This window comes from Hymenobacter sp., from assembly GCF_036388155.1.
GTDB lineage: Bacteria > Bacteroidota > Bacteroidia > Cytophagales > Hymenobacteraceae > Hymenobacter.
In genome coordinates this window covers 78,294-95,224 of record NZ_DASVSI010000103.1, presented here as the reverse complement: position 1 = coordinate 95,224, position 16,931 = coordinate 78,294, and the positions used below count along the sequence as shown (strand labels likewise).

At 60.8% G+C, this 16,931-nt stretch carries 12 protein-coding genes and 1 pseudogene; 9 read left to right on the top strand and 4 right to left on the bottom strand.

Going from position 1 to position 16,931, the window contains the following annotated elements:
• Positions 1-83 precede the first annotated feature (83 nt).
• The 3 genes and pseudogenes from nusA to VF629_RS14475 form a co-directional block, all read right to left on the bottom strand.
• A pseudogene (gene nusA, locus VF629_RS14485) lies at positions 84-1,316 on the bottom strand (transcription termination factor NusA); the annotation flags it as partial.
• 87 nt (positions 1,317-1,403) lie between these two features.
• On the bottom strand, positions 1,404-1,874 hold the full coding sequence (gene rimP / locus VF629_RS14480; protein ID WP_331059206.1) for a ribosome maturation factor: 471 nt from the start codon (positions 1,872-1,874) through the stop codon (positions 1,404-1,406).
• A gap of 116 nt (positions 1,875-1,990) precedes the next feature.
• Entirely contained in the window at positions 1,991-5,443 is a 3,453-nt protein-coding gene (locus VF629_RS14475) for a gliding motility-associated C-terminal domain-containing protein (protein ID WP_331059205.1), read from the bottom strand.
• Positions 5,444-5,744: 301 nt separating this feature from the next.
• Here VF629_RS14475 and VF629_RS14470 point away from each other — a divergent pair, with 301 nt between their 5' ends.
• The 3 genes from VF629_RS14470 to VF629_RS14460 all read left to right on the top strand — a co-directional run bounded on the left by VF629_RS14470 (position 5,745) and on the right by VF629_RS14460 (position 8,169).
• Positions 5,745-6,329, top strand: coding sequence for a DUF2911 domain-containing protein (locus tag VF629_RS14470; RefSeq protein WP_331059204.1), 585 nt, complete (start codon positions 5,745-5,747; stop codon positions 6,327-6,329).
• A 172-nt stretch (positions 6,330-6,501) separates the two neighbouring features.
• Positions 6,502-7,551: a selenide, water dikinase SelD gene (selD, locus tag VF629_RS14465; protein WP_331059203.1), complete on the top strand. Its 1,050-nt coding sequence runs from the start codon at positions 6,502-6,504 to the stop codon at positions 7,549-7,551.
• 24 nt (positions 7,552-7,575) lie between these two features.
• On the top strand, positions 7,576-8,169 hold the full coding sequence (locus tag VF629_RS14460; RefSeq protein WP_331059202.1) for a hypothetical protein: 594 nt from the start codon (positions 7,576-7,578) through the stop codon (positions 8,167-8,169).
• Between the two features lie 16 nt (positions 8,170-8,185).
• On the opposite strand, the gene VF629_RS14455 is transcribed toward VF629_RS14460, so the two are convergent.
• Complete coding sequence (locus VF629_RS14455) at positions 8,186-9,604, bottom strand: hypothetical protein (protein WP_331059201.1); 1,419 nt, start codon at positions 9,602-9,604, stop codon at positions 8,186-8,188.
• A 223-nt stretch (positions 9,605-9,827) separates the two neighbouring features.
• Between VF629_RS14455 and VF629_RS14450 the strand changes: the two genes are divergently transcribed.
• The 6 genes from VF629_RS14450 (at position 9,828) to VF629_RS14425 (ending at position 16,927) form a co-directional block, all read left to right on the top strand.
• The gene (locus tag VF629_RS14450; RefSeq protein ID WP_331059200.1) at positions 9,828-10,253 is read left to right on the top strand and encodes a ribosome-binding factor A; all 426 of its coding nucleotides are present in this window, start codon (positions 9,828-9,830) and stop codon (positions 10,251-10,253) included.
• A gap of 111 nt (positions 10,254-10,364) precedes the next feature.
• Positions 10,365-11,174, top strand: a complete 810-nt coding sequence (locus VF629_RS14445) for a class I SAM-dependent methyltransferase (protein ID WP_331059199.1) — start codon at positions 10,365-10,367, stop codon at positions 11,172-11,174.
• 150 nt (positions 11,175-11,324) lie between these two features.
• Positions 11,325-12,557 (top strand): ABC transporter permease, encoded by a 1,233-nt coding sequence (locus VF629_RS14440; RefSeq protein WP_331059198.1) that lies wholly within the window; start codon positions 11,325-11,327, stop codon positions 12,555-12,557.
• Positions 12,558-12,677: 120 nt separating this feature from the next.
• Positions 12,678-15,656 carry a DEAD/DEAH box helicase gene (locus VF629_RS14435; protein ID WP_331059197.1) on the top strand — a complete coding sequence of 993 codons (2,979 nt, stop codon included), beginning with the start codon at positions 12,678-12,680 and terminating at the stop codon, positions 15,654-15,656.
• Positions 15,657-15,891: 235 nt separating this feature from the next.
• On the top strand, positions 15,892-16,473 hold the full coding sequence (locus VF629_RS14430; protein ID WP_331059196.1) for a CsgE family curli-type amyloid fiber assembly protein: 582 nt from the start codon (positions 15,892-15,894) through the stop codon (positions 16,471-16,473).
• A 28-nt stretch (positions 16,474-16,501) separates the two neighbouring features.
• Positions 16,502-16,927 (top strand): curli production assembly/transport component CsgF, encoded by a 426-nt coding sequence (locus VF629_RS14425; protein WP_331059195.1) that lies wholly within the window; start codon positions 16,502-16,504, stop codon positions 16,925-16,927.
• Positions 16,928-16,931 lie beyond the last annotated feature (4 nt).

Below are 16,931 nucleotides of genomic sequence, written 5' to 3'. Positions count from 1 at the left end.
TCCTTGCTTTTGCCATTAGCATCGTCAGCAGCGCGCTTTTTGGCGGCTTCTAGGGAGCTTTCGTCGAGGTCTTCATCGTCGGCGAATTCCTGACGGATAATGCGGTACACATCGTCCACCATTTCTTCTTCGAGCTCCGTGCGACGCACGATGTCGTCTTTCTTTACCGCCAACACGGCGCGACCGGTATCGAGACCAATTTTCTTCAGCTCGGCCAGTACCCAGGGCTCGATTTCGTCCTGGAACTCGTCCAGTGAGATGTCTTCTTCGTAGTCAATGGCTTCGCGGAAGACGTCGATTTCCATGCCCACCAACCGGCTGGCCAGCTTAATGTTGGCGCCACCGCGGCCGATGGCCAGGCTCACCTGGTCGGGCTTCATGAACACCGAAACCCGGCCACTTTCCTGGTTTATCTTCATAGAACCCACTTTGGCCGGCGATAGTGCCCGCGCAATATAGAGTTCCAGGTTATCGGTGTAATTGATGATGTCGATGTTCTCGTTTTCGAGCTCGCGCACCACCGGATGGATGCGGCTGCCCTTCATGCCGACGCAGGCGCCCACAGGGTCAATGCGCTCGTCGTAGCTCTCCACGGCCACTTTGGCGCGCTCGCCGGGCTCGCGCACCACGTTCTTGATGACAATGAGGCCGTCGTAAATTTCAGGCACTTCCAGCTCAAACAACCGCTCCAAGAAAGCGGGTGCAGCGCGCGACAGGATGATTTTCGGCGTGCCGTTGATGACCTCGACGCGGTGCACGACGGCGCGCACGGTGTCGCCCTTGCGGAACCGGTCTTTGGGGATTTGCTCGCCCTTGGGCATCACCAGCTCGTTGTCGTCCTTGTCCATGATGAGGGCCTCGCGGCTCCACACCTGGTAGACTTCGCCGGTCACGATTTCGCCCACCTGGTCTTTGTATTTCTGGTAGAGGTTGTCGCGTTCCAAGTCCTTCACGCGCTGAATCAGCGTTTGGCGGGCCATAAGCACGGCGCGACGGCCGAAATCCTCCAGTTTGATGCCCTCGGCCACCGACTCACCAATTTCGAAGTCGGGCTCTATTTTCTGGGCTTCGGCCAGCGGAATTTTGTCGTGGTCCCAGATATCCTCCGAGTTGTCGTCCACGATTTCGCGGTTGCGCCAAATTTCTAAGTCGCCGTTGTCGGGGTTGATGATAACGTCGAAGTTTTCGTCCTGGTCGTACTTCTTGCGAATCATGGTACGAAACACGTCGTCCAAGATGCTCATCATCGTGGGTCGGTCGATGTTCTTGCTCCGGGCAAACTCGCTGAAGGACTCAATTAATTCGTGGCTGTTCATTGTAGTTGTCAGTTGTTCGTTGTCAGTTGCTGGGTTGTTCGGTTCTCAATGTGGGCTAGCACCTGACAACGAACAACTGACAACTCGTTACTTAAATGAAATAACAACCTTGGCTTCCTTAATGTCCCCGAAGGAATAAAAAGCGGCGGGCAGGGTGGTTTTCTTGGTTTTTTGTTTGATAACTTCTTCGATTTCCACGCCCTCGGGCGTGGCGGCGGCGAGCACGCCGGTTTTCTCGGTGCCGTCGTTGAGTTTGAGGGCCAAGGAGCGGCCGATGTGGCGCGGGTATTGGCGCGGGTCGGTGAGGGGCTGGTCGGCGCCGGGGCTGGTGACTTCCAGCGAGTAGGCCGAGTCTTCGCCGTAGTGCTCGTCGATGCGGCGGGCCAGGCGGCGGCTGATGGTGGCGCAGGCCTGAATGGCGAGGCCCTCGGGCCCGTCGAGGGTGACGGTGACCTTCGGCAGCACCGAATCGGACACGGTGAGGCCCACAATGAACAGCTCCTGGTCGCCGATGGCGTCGCGGAGCATTTCGAGCAGCAGGTTGCGGTCGATGGACATAAGAATTGAAACGAGCGGGCAAAAAAAGAGGGGACTGCACGTCCCCTCTTTGCTAAAGCGAATACCAACTTCGGGGACAAAGGTACGACATCCGGCTATGGAATGCAAGGCGGCGCTTAGCGGCGCACCTCCAGCCAACCCTTCGCGGCACGGCCCTGCTCGCCCAGCAAGCGGTAGTAATAGATGCAGTTGGGCAGGCCGGGCGCGGCCCAGTCGTTGCGGTAGTGCGCGGTGCGGTACACTTCCTGGCCCCAGCGCGAGAAGACGTGCAAGGCTGGGGCCTCGCAAAACTGCTGCTGCACGAAGGTTTCGTTCAGGCCGTCGGCGTTGGGCGTGATGATGTTGGGAAGCGGCTCGCTTGGCCCGACGACGATGGGCGCAATTTGCAGGGTTTTAGTGCAGCCGATGCCGTATTGAATGCTCAGGGTGGCGGTGTACGTTCCGGGGTATTCGTACGTGTGGGTCTGCGCCGGTATCGAACCAACGTAGCTCCCACTAAACGTGCCGTCGCCGTAGTCCCAGTAGTAGCTGGCATACACGGATTGGGCCGGAAAGCTGAGCGTGGCAGGTGCCAGCGCCGTGTAGTCCGGAAAATTGGCACAGACAGGCAGGTTGATAACTGCGTTCGGGGCCACATTGGCGTATGTTCTCACGCCAAGATTCTGCCGCGCCACGCAGCCGTCGGGGCTGGTGTAGGTGTAAGTGGCCGGGCCGGTGGGGGCCCCCGGTCCTGGGGGAGTCCAATACCCAGTGGGGCTGATGCTGGGCCCGCTCCACACCCCACCCGCCGGAGTAGCACGGACCTGGAACGGGCGTGGTGCTTCGCCGCAGAATGCGGTATCGGCTGGAAAAAGACGAATCCGGGCGCCCCTTACGGTGACTACCTGCGTGGCCGTTCCACACTGCCCGTTCTGGTTGAGGGTGTAGGTGATGGTGTGCGCGCCCGGCCCAGCCAAGGCCGCACTGAAAGACGCCCTGTAGGTACCCGCAGACAGGTAGCTATACGTGACTCCTGGACCAGAAAAAAAGCCGCCGGCGGGCTGGGCACTCAGAATGGTATTGGGAGTAAAATCTGTGCTGTAGCAATAGGGGCCGACCGGTGTAACGGTAATGGGCGTGGGCGCGGCCACGATGACCGACTGGCTGGTCGCCGGGCACACGCTTCCGCCGGGGGGAGTGTAGGTGAGCACTTGTTGGCCCAGTAGAATTGCCGAAGGCACAAACTGATACCCGCCGCCGGGTGCCGGCCCCACCCCTGGCCCGGTCCAGGTGCCGCCAGCGGGACTGCCGCCCAGCAGCAGGGGCGCGGCGTTGGCGCACACGACTCGCGCCGGCGCATTGCCCGACGCCGCGGGGCTGAGGTCAATTTTGAGGGAAGCGTCGTTGCATTTGCCCGTGGCCGTGTGGGCAGAAAACGTGTTAACGCCCGCAGGCAGTGACAAAGAATACCGGGCTTCGCAATTGCCGCACACCGCCAGGTACAGGTTGCCGCGAGGGTCAATCCGGCTGGCGCCATGCACATGCTCGCCGGGCAAGGCAGTGGCGTACTCGAGCGCTCGTGCCCCAGCGCTGAGCCGCAGCGCGTAGAAAAACCGCGTGCCAACCGGCGTGGCCGCAAGCGGAACACCAATTACTTGGTCGGGATAGGCCATCGTGGCCACATAAATCCGGTCGCATTCGTCAACCCCCAAGGCGATGTCGGCTGGCATGGGATACGTCGCCGACGAGGCGCTGATGATGGCCGTAAACTGCGATTGCCGCAAATCGGGCGAAAGCTGCTGCAGAAAATCACGCCCTGGCTCACCGTAGTGGCCCGGCGTGGGCGTCATCAGGCCGAGTGACTGCCCCAGCACCAGCACGTTGCCAGCCGCGTCGAGCTGCACCAAGCGGACCACGTCGTCGAGGGCGGTGCCCAGGCGGCTAGCGGCCAGCAGCACCCGCCCGTTGCTGCTCAAGTGCGCCACGAAGCCGTCGGTACTTCCGCCAACCCCCGATTGATAGGCCCCGGCCGAGAAGGGAAAGTCGGGGCTGCGGGTGCCCCCCACCGCGTACAGCCCGCCCTGGCGGTCGGGCACCAGCGCGAAAGCGGCATCCGCGTCGTTGCCACCCAAAAAGGTGCTCCAGCGCAACTGCCGCAGGTCGGGGCTAAGCTGGCAGACCACGGCGTCGCCGCGTCCCCCCCGATAAGTGGTGGCATAAGCAGCTACGGCAGGGAAATCGCGGCTGTCTGTGGCTGTGGCCACGCAAACATTGCCCGCAGCATCGAGTTGCACATCGCCCAAAAATCGCAGCGACGTACCTGGCAAAAGCACCGGAGGCCCTCCGAGAACCGGCGTGGAGGCCACGGCAAAGCCGTCGGTGCCGGTGCCGCCCAGATAGGTGCTGCCGCGCAGTTGGTTGCCGCCACCGCTCAAGCGGACCAGGAACAAGTCGGCGCCGCGGCGGTAAGCAATGTCATCGGTGCCGGTTTGGGGCGCGGGACCACCGTTGAAGCCTGAGTCGTAGGTTCCCACAGTGACGGGAAAGTTGGCCGAGCTTGTGGTACCGAAGATGACCAACTCGCCCTGGGCGTCCGTCACCAAGCGGTGGGGCACATCGGCCTCGGCGCCGCCCAAGTAGGTGGCGTATACGCGAGCCGCAGCTCCGGTGGCGGCGGGGTTGTACTTGATGATGGCCACGTCCACCGACCCGTTGAAGCTGGGGTCGAACGCACCCAAACTGGTCGGGTAGCCGGGCTCGAACACCGTGCCGGCCGAATAAAAATTGCCTTGCGCGTCGTAGGTCGCGGTGTGGCCCCAATTATCAGCCGTAGCGCCGCTAAAGGTGGCGAACACCACGGCCGGGTCGATGACCAACTGGCGGGCCGCGTCGTAAGCACCCAAACGAAAGCGCACCGAGTTGCCAGCCACCTCGAAGGCGCAAGGCACCGGCTGCTGCTGTCCGGCGGCATCGGTTTGCCAGGCGCGGGGGGCCAACTCGGTCACGGTGCCCACGCTGGTGGCGATGCGCAGGTTGCCCTCGGCGTCGAGGGCCAGCGTGGTGGCGCCGTCGTAGCGCAGGGCGATGGCCGCGGGCCGACCGCCGGGCTGCACCGTGAATGTGTATTCGAGTTGCTGCGCCGCATTTTCATAGAGCCGCAGGCCAACGCCGGGGTACACCTCCGGGTAGGCCACAGCGCGGAAGCCGGGCACGTCGCTGGCCCACTGGGCGGGGTCATCGCCGCGGAAGTAGTTGTGGCGGCCGGGCGTGGGTTGCTCGCCTACTGGCGGAGCGTTTAGGCTGCCTTCCAGCCGCACCCGATAGGCGTGCCCCCGGGGCGGCACCGGGCGGGCGTCATCGTCGCTCAGATGGTGCGGCCGGGGGGAGGTGAGGGCGTAGGTGAAGCCTGAGTCTTCCAGAAAAAGCTGCCCGTTGGCCAGCGGCGCGGCAAAGCGCACGACCGCAGGCCATTGGCCATCGTTCCGAACAAACTCGACGCTGGCCGGCCTTGTTGGCAATGAGGTGGCGCGGGCCGCCGCCACGTGCCAGCACATTACCCAAAGAACCAGGAGCGTAGTAATTTTGACCATAGCTGGGAAGCAAAAGCAAGGAATGTACTTGCAAGTACAAGGGCTGGTTCCCACGCCGCAAGCGCAAAAGCAGCTTGCTCAGACTTTGCAAAACGACCCGCTCGGCCAGTGGCATGCCTGTAAATCAAATAATTTGGGTGTTTTTTTTCGGACTTTAGCCCGTCGTAGTTGGCCGGTTCTCGACGCAACGGCCAGGCCCCTATCAAAGTCTTTGTAAACCTGAGCTACCTGCGAGGGGTTTCCGGATGCGTCCGCGGCATATGTTGGGGGCCATACCTTCACTTTTTAATGTTTTCCTCCCATGAAAACCAGTTTATTATTTCGCCGCCTCGCCCTTGGGTTAGCCGCCGCGCTTACCGCCAGCGCTGCTTACGCCCAAGTGACCCCTACCCCGCAAGCGCAGCCAATGCCAGCGCCAGAGTCGCGGGCGCTTGTGCAAACCAAGCCGAGCCCGGCTGCAACGGCCACGGGCAAGATTGGGGCAGCCGATGTGACCGTGAACTACAGCAGCCCGGCCGTGAAAGGCCGCAAGATTTTCGGCGGGCTGGAGCCCTTCGGCAAGGTGTGGCGCGCCGGGGCCAACGAGGCCACCACGGTGGAATTCAGCAAGGACGTGACGGTGGAAGGCAAGCCGCTGCCCGCTGGCAAGTATGGCTTCTTCGTGATTCCGGCCGAGGGGCAGTGGACCGTGATTTTCAACAAAGTACCCAACCAGTGGGGAGCGTTTAAATACGACGAGAAGCAGGACGCCCTGCGCGTGATGGTGACGCCCCGCAAAGCCGCCGCCTTGACCGAGCGGCTGCTTTATGAAGTGACACCCAAAGGCTTGGTGCTACGCTGGGAGAACGTGGAATTGCCCGTAATGGTGAATGCGAAGGCGTCATAAGCGCTTCCATTTCTGAGTAGAGAGAGGAACTATGGTGGCAGTAATCTTGCCGAGCCGTGGTTCCTCTCTTTGCGTTTAGCGTTAGTGGGACCGTTCAATCTCACGACTCCAAAACTCTTTGCGGACTTTTGTGGTCTGCAACCGGCGCAGTGGCGCCTATTCTTCTGCTTTCATGACTCCAACAACGGACTACAAGCTCACCCAATACAGCCACGGGGCGGGCTGCGGCTGCAAAATCGCCCCGGCCGTGCTTGACCAGATGCTGCACACCAGCATTACCCAACCCCAGCACGACAAACTGCTGGTGGGCAACGCCAGCCGTGACGACGCGGCCGTGTACGACATTGGCGGGGGGCAGGCGGTGATTTCGACTACCGACTTTTTCATGCCCATCGTGGACGACGCCTACGATTTCGGCCGCATTGCCTCGGCCAACGCCATTTCGGATGTGTACGCCATGGGCGGGCGGCCGCTGCTGGCCATTGCCGTGCTCGGCTGGCCCGTGGACAAGCTGCCGCCCGAAGTGGCCCGCCGGGTGCTGGAAGGCGCCCGCAGCATTTGTGCCGAGGCCGGAATTCCGCTGGCCGGGGGCCACAGCATCGACTCGCCGGAGCCTATTTTTGGCTTGGCCGTGACGGGCATGGTGGACATAAAGAACTTGAAGCAGAACGACACGGCCACGGCGGGTTCGGAATTGTTTCTGACGAAGCCGCTGGGCGTGGGCATCCTGACCACGGCGCAGAAAAAGGGCATTTTGCGGGATGAGGACGCTGCCATTGCTCCGGAGCAAATGATGCAGCTCAACAAGATTGGGGCGGAGTTGAGCAAGCTCGCCGCCGTGACAGCCCTGACCGACGTGACCGGGTTTGGCCTGTTGGGCCACTTGGCCGAAGTCTGCGAAGGCAGCGGCCTGACGGCCGAAATTGATTTTAACAAAGTGCCCCGCATTGCGGCAGCCGAGCCTTATTTGAAACAAGGCAGCGTGCCGGGCGGCACCAACCGCAACTGGGCCAGCTACGGCCACAAAGTGGGGCCCATCAGCGACGAGCAGCGGGCGTGGCTGTGCGACCCGCAAACGTCTGGTGGCTTGCTGGTATGCGTAGCCCCGGAAGGCCGCGCGGCCGTGCTGGAGGTGTTTGCTCAACATGGGCTGGCTTTGGAAAGCTTTGGCCGGCTGCGGGCGCACGAAGCCAACGAGGCCTGGGTACAGGTGCGGGCCTAAAGCAGCTGGCGGGGCTTTTCACTGATGAAGTTTTCTTTTCTTCGCCCGCTGCTTGAAGCCGCGCTTGTGCTACTGCTCGTGCTGGGGGCCCTGCGTTGGGTGAGTGGGCTTTTCAGCAAGCGCAGCTTTGTGTACCAAACCACGGCGGCCCGGCAAATGGGCTTGCTGTTTTGGCCACTGCTGGCGCTGGGGGCTGGGCTGAGCGTGCTGCCAACCGTGGCGCTGGGCACTCAGCCGGCCAGCGCATTTGAGTGGTTGCTGACGGGCGGCTTCCTGCTGTTCACCTTGTTGCTTAGCGGCCCGGCGCTGGTGTTGCACTTGCGCTACTGGGCGCTAAACCACGAGACGGTCCTGGTTTTTGAGCCCACCGAAAACCGGTTCGAAGTGTACGAAAACGGCCAGCGCGTCGGGTTTGCGCAGCGCGACCTCGGCCAAGTGGAGCGGGTGACGTGCCGGGCGCGGCGCACTTTCTGGGCCAAGTACGACTATCTGCGCCTGCACCTGGCCGACGGCCGCGTGCTGGTGCTCACCGCCCTGCTCACGGACCTGGAACCGCTCACCACTTTCTTGCGCAGCGTGCCCACCACCCGCCGCAGCGCCCATTGGTGCTGGGTGTAGCCCAAGCCGCTTGTCGCTACTGCCCTGCTCTACGACGGTATAGGCCTGGCAGGCCAGTGGGTTGGTAAGGGCCAAATAGGGCGGGCAATAATTGCTTGAGTCGCGGCACCTGCCTGGTTTGGTCCAGCAGGTAAGCAGGCGGTAGGGGACCCATTTTCTGGGCTATGCGCACCACGGCGGCGTACTCGTTGAGGTGGCCAAAGTCGACTTGGGACAACGCCCAATCGAGGTAGGGCGTGGCCGGGTGATTGTGAAAATAAGCCCGGTCGTCGGCCCCTAAAATGAGCAGCGTTTGCCCACGAACTGCCGCATACCGCGGGTCGGGCTCGAGACCGAAGCGGCTCTCGGCCGGCATGCGCAGCAGGGCTTCGAGGCGGGGGATGTGGGCCCGAAAGCGCAGCACCACGGCCGCGTTGAGAACGAGCAGCAGCAATAGCTCCAGCATCCACATGTGCTCATAGCGCTGCCACAGAAACAAGCCGAAATACGCCAGTGGCGGCAGCAGGAGCACCAGCACCCCGGGCGCCGTTCCCCGCTCTACGGCCGCGGTGGCAATGGCCACGAGCAGCCACACCAACATCATCTGCCGGAATTTAATCTGAAACACCAAGCCCAGCGACGTGCCCAACGAGCGCAGCAGCGCCAGCGCCAGCACCACCACGGGCACCACCAGCAAGCGCAGCCGCAAGCCGGCCGGTAGCCCGCTGGCAATCAGGTCGGTGAGGCCCGGCAACAGGTGAAACTGCACGAATCCCGGCATGGCGCCCGTATAGAAGAAGAACGTGGCAACCAGCGCGTACGGGAAGAAAAACCCGCACAGCAGCAGCAAGGAGCTCCGAAAGGAATTGGCCGCGAAAATGACCACGGCAAACAGGCCCACTATCACAAACAAGCTCAGCGGCAAGTAACAAAGCGCGCCCAGGCCAATCAGAAAACCAGCCCGAAACAGGCGCCGGTTGTCGTAGCCCTCGCGGGAAGTGGGCAGCAGCGCGCTGAGCGAAAACACGATAAAGGTGTGTCCCAACAACAGCGGCGACAGCGCGTCCAACTCGGTGCTCACGCTGCCCACCAGCAGGTAGGTAAGCGCGGCGAGGTAGCCGCGCTCGGGGTGCACGTCGTAGCGATTGAACACCAGGTTCAGGCGCAGCGCTTGGATGAGCAGCAGCAGCAGCGCCCCCACGCGGTAGAGCCACACCGGCCGGGCCACCACGGCGTCGAGCACGGCAAAAGCGGCCGCTGCAAGCGGGGCGGTGCCGTCGTAGAGGTCGCGGTAGGGAATGGCTCCGCCGTGCAGCCGCTCCCCCACCAGCAGGGCGCGTAGTTCGGCGGCCGTCACGGGCAGGCCCAGCCACAGCAGTGGCAGGCGCAGGGCCAGTACCAGCACCAGCAAGGCCAGCAGATGAATGGGAAGGGAGCTTTTGAAGAAGCGAAGCAACGGGGATAGGGTATGAGGGTAAGGAGGTAGGAGGGGGGAGTTTTTTTAGCCAGGTGCTAAGGCCAGGAAGGTGTAGGGCAAGAGGAATGCAACGAGGGGCAAAGGTATTGTGCGGCTCCAGCCGCGGCTGTGGTTTTTCCACCTGCCGCCCAACCACCCCGTCAACTCCTCGTACCCTCCTGCTCTCCTACCCTGAAAACGCCTCGTACCTTTGCCGGTCATTATGGAAAGCAAACGACAACAAAAAATGGCCAGCCTGCTCCAGCAGGAATTGGCCGCGGTGTTGCAGCGCGACCTGCCGCACCTGTTCGGCGGCGGGCTGGCGCCCGGCATCAGCACCGTGAAGGTGACGCCCGACCTGGGCCAGGCCCGCGTGTACCTCAGCCTGCTGCTGGGCAACGACGCCAACGACCGCCTCGACATCATCCGCGAAAACGCCAAGGCCATTCGCCAGGCTCTGGCCAAGCGCATCCGCCAAACGGCCCGGGTGGTGCCCGAGCTTATCTTCTTCCACGACGACAGCGCCGCCTACGCCGCCCACATGGACCAGGTGCTCGGCACGCTGGACATACCGCCCGCGCCCAAAGAAGAAACCGACGACGAAGCCGAGAAAAAGCCCGACCGGCCCCAGCTTTTCAAGGGTGAGTAGTGAGTGGTGAAATGGTGAGTCTGGCGGGGCGCTTCGGTCTGGCCTTAGTCACTAGCTCGCCATTCCAAACCCCATCAACTCACCATTTCGCTATTTCACCAGTTCACCGCATTGTACTACGACCCCATTAAGAAGACGCTCGGCCAGGTGTTCAACCGCCGGCCGTGGTTGCGCCGCTTGTTCTACACCCTGCTCGACCTGCTGCTGCTGCGCACCTGGCACGTGCACCGCGAGCTGCGCCACTGGGCCAAGGGCCGCACCCAAGAGCCGCTGAACATCCTCGACGCCGGTTCGGGCTACGGGCAGTACACATACTGGCTCAGCAGCCTGAGCGCCAAGTGGCACATCCTGGCCGTGGACGTGAAGGAGGAGCAAGTGGCCGACTCTAACCAGTTTTTTCGGCAAATTGGGCGGCGCAACGTGCAGTTCGCCGTGCAGGATTTGGTGCTTTATCAGGAGCCCAATTCGTTTGATTTGGCGCTGTCGGTTGACGTGATGGAGCACATTCTGGAAGACGTGGAGGTGTTTCGCAACATCCACGCTTCGCTGAAAGACGGCGGCATGCTGCTCATCTCTACGCCCAGCGACCAGGGCGGCTCCGACGTGCACGGCGACGACGAAACCAGCTTCATCGAGGAGCACGTGCGCGACGGCTACAACATCCGCGAGATTCAACAAAAGCTCACCACGGCCGGCTTCGAGCGCGTGGAAGCGCGCTACGCCTACGGCGAGCCGGGCCAGATTTCGTGGCGCCTGAGCATGAAATACCCCATTCTGATGCTGGGCAAGTCGCGCCTGTTTTTCCTGTTGCTGCCGTTTTATTACCTCGTCACGTTCCCGTTCTGCTTGCTGCTGAACTGGCTCGACGCCCGCACCGTTCACGACTCGGGCACGGGCCTCATTGTGAAAGCCTGGAAGTAAGACCACAGATTTAACCGATTTTAACGGATGGAACGGATTTCTTTGTGGTTCCGCTCATCCGTGATAGGCGGTGATACTTGGTGGAGACATTCCCAAGCAGAACCACAATAATCTGCTTAATTCCGTTAAAATCCGTTAAATCTGCGGTCTGTGAACGTTCCCATCCTCATTGCCCGGCGCTATTTTCGTTCGAAGAACAAGCGCAACATCATCACCATCATTTCCAACATTTCGATGATTGGGGTGGCGGTGGGCACGGCGGCGCTCATCATTGTGCTGTCGGTGTTCAACGGCCTGGAGGACTTGGTGCGCACGCTCTACGGCAAGTCGGACCCCAACTTGGTGATTTCGGCCACCAAGGGCAAGGCCTTCGACGTGAACCGCACCTTCCTGATGAAGCTGGAAAACACGCCCGGCGTGGCCCTGCTCACCGAAGTCATCGAGGACAACGCCCTGCTGCAGTACCACGACCGCCAGATGGTGGTGAAAATGCGCGGCCTCTCGGACAATTACTTCGGCCAAAGCCAGATTGACGCCAACATCCGGGAAGGCGACCACCGCCTGCGCCGCGACAGCCTAGAGCTGGCCCTGGTGGGCGCCGGCGTGCAGCACGAGCTCAGCATCACGCTCAACAACCGCTTGGCTCCCATGCGGTTGCTGTACCCGCGCAACACGCCCGGCAAAAAAACGCTGAGCATGGACCCCGACAAGGCTTTCAACGAAGAAGACCTGATTGCGGGGGGCGTGTTCCTCATTGAGCAGCACATCGACGACAGCTACATTTTCGTACCGCTCACGTTCGCGCAGCGCTTGTTGGGCTACACCACGCGCCGCACGGCGCTCTACGTGAAAGTGGGCGCCAGCTTCGAGATTGAACAAGTGAAAGAGCAGCTCCGCAAACAGCTGGGGCCCAACTTCAAAGTGCAAGACTCTGATGAGCAGCACGTGAGCCTGTTCAAGGCCATCAAAGTGGAGAAGCTGTTTGTGTTCATCACCTTCACGCTCATCCTGCTCATCGCCTCGCTGAACATTTTTTTCTCGCTCTCGATGCTCGTCATCGACAAGAAAAAAGACATTGCGGTGCTGCTGGCCATGGGCGCCAGCCAAACCACCGTCCGGCGCACTTTCCTCTTCGTGGGGGCCATTGTGGCGCTGGTGGGCGCTGCAACGGGCCTGGTCTTCGGCGTGTCGTTGTGCTGGCTGCAGCAGCGCTTCGGTTTCGTGAGCATGGGCATGGCCACAAGCGTGGTCGACGCTTACCCGGTAAAAATGCAGGCTTCGGACGTGTTTTTTACGTGCATGTCCATCATTCTAATCACCCTGGCCGTCAGCATTCGGCCCGCCCTGAATGCGAGCAAGTTGGACGTGCGCGAGAATTTGTAGCACGCCGCAGCACCCAAGGGCGCTGCGGGCCGTAAGGGTTTTATTTCTCCTTTCGCCGCGAAGCTCAACAATGCCGGTTTCCACTTTCGGCCCTACCTTGCGCTTTACGCGTGCCCGGCTATGAAAGTATCTACCGCAGAACCGTTTCAAATCGTCTACTCGCTCTTCGAGCATGAGTTCCTCGGCCACTTGTTTGCGGCCTACGTGGTCCAGTTGGGCCCGCGCGGGCAGCTAACGCTTCAACACCAGACAGTTTCTGGGAAAAACGCCCATGAATTTGCGGCGGGCCTCGACGCCACCGACTTCGAGTTGGTGGAGTTGTGCGACCAGATTCAGCAGGAGGCCGTGGTGAAAGAATTTTGGCCCCGCAAAATCGCTACGGCCGAATTCTTCCTGAAAACCTACAACGCCGAAAAAGGCGATAAGCCCCTGCAGGAAGCCATTTCGAAGTACGTGCAAACGCGCATGGCGGGGCTGCTGGCCCGGCTGACGGGCAAGTGCGTGTTCATCATGGGCCGCGACGGCGAACCCACGTGGAAGGAAATCGGGCTGGCCCCGTCCAAGGCGTCCATCCTGTTTCACTTCCGCCGCAACGACGACGGCACCCACTACTTCCCCACCATTCAGTACCAGAACCAGCGGCTGGACTTCCAGTACAAAGACGCGGTGCTGGTGTGCCTGCAGCCCGCCTGGCTGCTGCTGGGCGACTTGCTCTATTCCTTCCGCACGGACGTGGATGGGCGAAAACTGCAGCCTTTCTTGAAGAAGAAGTTCATTGTGGTGCCGCGCAACGTGGAGGAGAGCTACTTCCAGAAGTTTGTGGCGCCGCTCATGGAGTCGTTTGAGGTGCACGCGCGCGGGTTCGACATTCGGTCGGAGCGCTACGTGGCGCGGCCCCAGCTCACGTTCAGCGACGCCATCCCGGCCCCGCCGGCGCCTGAAGCGCCTGTGCGCCCACCTGGCCCGCCGCGACGCGGCCGCATTCCGCTGCCCAAGCCCGTGGTGCCCCTGCTCACGGGCGCCGAAACCGAACAGATTCATTTCGAGTTGAGCTTCCGCTACGGCCCGCACCTGATGCCGCTGGGCACCAACAAGCCCGTGAGCGTGCACCTGGAGAAAACGGCCGACAGCTACGTGTTTCACCGGCTGCTGCGCAACCCCGAGCAGGAGCTGGCCACCGTGGCCGAGCTGCGGGCCCGGCAGCTCACCGTGGAAAACGGCCACGCCACGCTACCCAAAGGCGAAGCCTTTAAGTGGCTGCACGACAACACCTCGGAACTGGCGGAGCTGGGCTACACGGTGGAAGCGGCCTCGACAGCAACCAAGAGCTACTTCATTGGCCCGACCAGTGTGCACGTGGGCATTCAGGAAGCCGGCGACTGGTTTGACGTGCGCGGCACGGTGCGCTTTGGCGACATCGAGGTGCCGTTTATCCGCCTGCGGGGTCACATCTTGCAGCGTCGCCGCGAGTTCAAGCTGCCCAACGGGCAAATTGCCATCATCCCGGAAGAGTGGTTCACGGACTATCTGGAGCTGTTTGCCTTCGGCGAAGAAACTCCCGAAGGCCTGAACCTGCGCCGCTACCACTTGGCCCTAGTGGCCGACCTACAAAGCAATGAGCTGGCCACAGTGCGCATGGGCCGCAAGCTGGCCAAGCTCCGCGACTTTGCCGAAGTGGAGGACCAGCCTCTGCCCGTGGGCTTTCTGGGCGAGCTGCGACCCTACCAAAAAGCCGGTTATAACTGGCTGCGCTTTGTGCAGGACTACCACTTCGGCGGCTGCCTGGCCGACGACATGGGCCTGGGCAAAACCGTTCAGACGCTGGCCATGCTGCTGCACCGCCGCGAAAGCGGCGAGGCGCAAGGCGCCGCGTCGCTGCTGGTGCTGCCTACTTCGCTGGTATTCAATTGGCTGAACGAGGCTCAGAAATTTACGCCTGACCTGCGCATCCTGGCCTACACGGGCACGTACCGCGACAAGAACCCCGAGCGGTTTGCCGACTACGACGTGATACTGACCAGCTACGGCATCGTGCGCCTCGACACCGAGCTGCTGGCTGGTTACAAGTTCGATTACGTGATTCTGGACGAGTCGCAGGCCATCAAGAACCCGTCGTCGACTACCTCGCAGGCCGTGCGCCAGCTGCGCTCCAAGCACCGCCTCATTCTCACCGGTACGCCGGTGGAGAACAGCACCATGGACTTGTGGTCGCAGATGTCGTTCATCAACCCGGGCTTGCTGGGCACGCAGGCCTTCTTCCGTAAGGAATTCCTCAAGCCCATCGAGAAGCACCAGGACGAAGGCCGCACCCGGCGCCTGCATGCGCTCATCAAGCCGTTCATCTTGCGGCGGCACAAGGCTCAGGTAGCCAAGGAGTTGCCTGAGAAGACCGAGCAACTCAGCTACTGCCCCATGACGGAGGAGCAGGCCCACGCCTACGAGGAAACCAAGAGCTTCTACCGCAACAAGATTCTGCAGAATCTGGATGAGCACGGGCCGGCCAGCACGCAGTTTTTGCTGCTGCAAGGCCTCACGCGCCTGCGCCAGATTGCCAACCACCCGCGCCTGGCCGACGAGAACTATACCCACGAGTCGGGCAAGTTGCGGGAAGTGCTGCGCATGATTCGCAACGTGGTGGCCGAAGGACACAAGGTGCTGGTTTTTAGTCAGTTTGTGCAGCACCTGTCGTTGGTGCGCGCCGCCCTTGATGAGCGCCAGCTGGCCTATGCCTACCTCGACGGCGCGACCCGTGACCGGGTGGCCGAAGTGACGCGCTTCCAGGAAGACGAAGAGCTAAAAATCTTCCTCATCAGCCTGAAAGCCGGCGGCGTGGGCCTCAACCTGACCGCGGCCGACTACGTGTTCATCCTCGACCCGTGGTGGAACCCCGCCGTGGAAGCCCAGGCCGTGGACCGTGCCCACCGCATCGGCCAGCAGCGCCCGGTGTTCACCTACAAGTTCATCACCCAAGGCACGGTAGAAGAGAAAATACTGGCCCTGCAGCGCCGCAAGTTGGCGCTGGTGAGCGAGTTGATTGCCACCGACGAGGCCGTGATAAAGCACCTCACCCGGGCCGATATTGAGGAACTGCTGGGGTAGCCTAATACAGGGGTAAGTAGGGCAGCTTTCAGTCTGGTATATGCTTTGGTGACTACCAGCATATGGCCTGTCTAGACATTTAATTTTTGATAATATTTATATAGTTTTTGGCTGAGCCATACTAAAATCATGATTACTTTTGCCAACTGTTAAATTTGATTTTGCCTGCATTTTTATTCACTTTTCTACTACAAAACACTTTGTTTACACAGTTACTTGACTCCTTGCCATAGCCATGTCTCCTGCCCAGTCTGTTAGCATTAAGCTAGCTAGCATCTTTTTGCGGTGGTTGTTGGTGGCAGCATTGGTCGGGTTGCCTTGCACCCTCACGTGGGCACAAACCGTGGGGCGGCCATTGCGCGAAAAGTCGGCAGCACCTTTGGCTCCCCAAGCGGCGCCTTTGGCTCCGCAAAAAATGGAAGAGGCGTTGCGCATGCTTTTGCGGGCCGACTCTGTCCAGTCGTTACGCCAACGGGCAAGGCTTGGGCCGGAGTCGAGCGGTTTGATTGTGGACCAAACCATTACGAAAATAGGCCACGACTTCTATGACCAGTTTTTTAGTCATTGGGAGCCACCGTCGGGATACGATGACTTCACCATTACTGTCAACGAGCGGCCTGCTCGCGGCAATAATGCCATTGTCGCACTCACCGTAAACGAGACCGATTTGCTGGAATTTCCGCTTCAGTCCAAATACGACCTAATTGAAGAGGGGGCGCTTCAAGCCATTGACATAGTTAAAAACTTTCTACAGGAAGAGCAAAACGTAAGTCGTCAACTAGAGCGCGGCAACAAGCAAGCAATTGAAGCTTACTGATTCCGTATCATTCAGGTCCAAGTATTATATGCAAAAACTTCTTACTTCTGCAGTCCTTTTGCTACTGCTAGTGCATGGAAAGCATGCGGGCGCTCAAGACTTTGTGTACGAGCCCAAAAACCCGGCCTTTGGCGGCGGCAACCCCTTCAACTACGCGTGGCTTCTGAGTTCCGCGCAGGCACAAACCACTCTGGTTGACCCTGCCGTTGCTAATAACGTCGCGACCCAAGACCCGTTGAACAACTTTGCAACCAACCTCAACCAGCAAGTGCTGACCCAACTCAGCAACCGGCTTATCGCCTCTCAATTTGGAGAAGGTGCCATCAAAGCCGGGAATTATACCGTGGGAACATATCAAATTCAGGTAACGCCTGGCCCGAACGGCGTCTCGGTACAAGTCACCGATTCTTCGACTGGCAATCAAACCACCATTACTATCCCCAACACTCCCTAACTAG

Coding starts and splice junctions, on each gene's coding strand:
- VF629_RS14475 (WP_331059205.1), bottom strand. CDS start 5,443: ATGGTCAAAATTACTACGCTCCTGGTTCTTTGGGTAATGTGCTGGCAC.
- selD (WP_331059203.1), top strand. CDS start 6,502: ATGACTCCAACAACGGACTACAAGCTCACCCAATACAGCCACGGGGCG.
- VF629_RS14425 (WP_331059195.1), top strand. CDS start 16,502: ATGCAAAAACTTCTTACTTCTGCAGTCCTTTTGCTACTGCTAGTGCAT.
- rimP (WP_331059206.1), bottom strand. CDS start 1,874: ATGTCCATCGACCGCAACCTGCTGCTCGAAATGCTCCGCGACGCCATC.
- VF629_RS14435 (WP_331059197.1), top strand. CDS start 12,678: ATGAAAGTATCTACCGCAGAACCGTTTCAAATCGTCTACTCGCTCTTC.
- VF629_RS14450 (WP_331059200.1), top strand. CDS start 9,828: ATGGAAAGCAAACGACAACAAAAAATGGCCAGCCTGCTCCAGCAGGAA.
- VF629_RS14460 (WP_331059202.1), top strand. CDS start 7,576: ATGAAGTTTTCTTTTCTTCGCCCGCTGCTTGAAGCCGCGCTTGTGCTA.
- VF629_RS14470 (WP_331059204.1), top strand. CDS start 5,745: ATGAAAACCAGTTTATTATTTCGCCGCCTCGCCCTTGGGTTAGCCGCC.
- VF629_RS14430 (WP_331059196.1), top strand. CDS start 15,892: ATGTCTCCTGCCCAGTCTGTTAGCATTAAGCTAGCTAGCATCTTTTTG.